Origin of the sequence: Streptomyces sp. MS191, from assembly GCF_008042125.1 — a bacterium.
GTDB lineage: Bacteria > Actinomycetota > Actinomycetes > Streptomycetales > Streptomycetaceae > Streptomyces.
This window is the reverse complement of the sequence record NZ_RDBI01000200.1, coordinates 1-826: the sequence shown is the minus strand read 5'-3', so window position 1 is coordinate 826 and position 826 is coordinate 1. Positions and strand designations below refer to the sequence as shown.

At 72.9% G+C, this 826-nt stretch carries 1 protein-coding gene and 1 pseudogene; one reads left to right on the top strand and one right to left on the bottom strand.

All coding sequences use genetic code 11. The features are described 5' to 3' along the window. Nucleotides 1-183: pseudogene (locus tag EAO71_RS36385) on the bottom strand (hypothetical protein); the annotation flags it as partial. Nucleotides 184-284: 101 nt separating this feature from the next. Between EAO71_RS36385 and EAO71_RS36380 the strand changes: the two are divergent. Beyond that, nucleotides 285-812, top strand: coding sequence for a hypothetical protein (locus EAO71_RS36380; RefSeq protein ID WP_147982067.1), 528 nt, complete (start codon nucleotides 285-287; stop codon nucleotides 810-812). The last annotated feature ends 14 nt before the right edge of the window (nucleotides 813-826 follow it).

Sequence of the window (826 nt, the reverse complement as noted above, 5' to 3'; positions counted from 1 at the left end):
GGCCGGGGCCGTGACGAGGGAAATGGCGGCGGGTCGGCCGGAGTAGAGAGCGGTGTGCTCCTCGACCGCGCCGCGGGCCGGGTTGTAGAGGGTGACGCGCAGGCCGTCGGGGGTGACGGTGTTTTCCGCCTGTGCCGAGTTGGCGAACTGGGCGTCGAGGCAGAGCTGCTGTCCCCAGGCCACGGGCACCCGGTAGAACCGGCTCTCCCCTGGCCGGAGGGTGTCGCGCCAGGCTCCGTCGCCGACAGGCGCGGCGTCGTTGAAGCCGGTTCTACCGGGTGCCCGTGGCCTGGGGACAGCAGCTCTGCCTCGACGCCCAGTTCGCCAACTCGGCACAGGCGGAAAACACCGTCACCCCCGACGGCCTGCGCGTCACCCTCTACAACCCGGCCCGCGGCGCGGTCGAGGAGCACACCGCTCTCTACTCCGGCCGACCCGCCGCCATTTCCCTCGTCACGGCCCCGGCCGCTTATGCCAACCGCACCCAGACCGGGCCGGACGCCGTGAACGCGATGCGCTTCCAGGGCTCGTACTACCTCCAACTCACCCTCGACCGCCGCGTCCCGACTCCTGTGCCCCTGGCGCTGAACGTCTCCCTCCGGGGGACGCCGCAGCCCGGCCCGGACTACGAGGGCGACACCGACGCCTCCGTGTTCGGCCTGGCCGGCCACGGACGGAACCACCAGGACACGATGCGCACCGTGGGCCTCAGCGGGATCGGCCTGGGTACGGCGCTGGTCCTCGCCCTGGCGACCTGGACGGCCCTGGGCCGCCGGGGGAGAGGCTCTCCGAGAGGACGGGCCCTTCGCTGAGGGGCGCTGAGGGG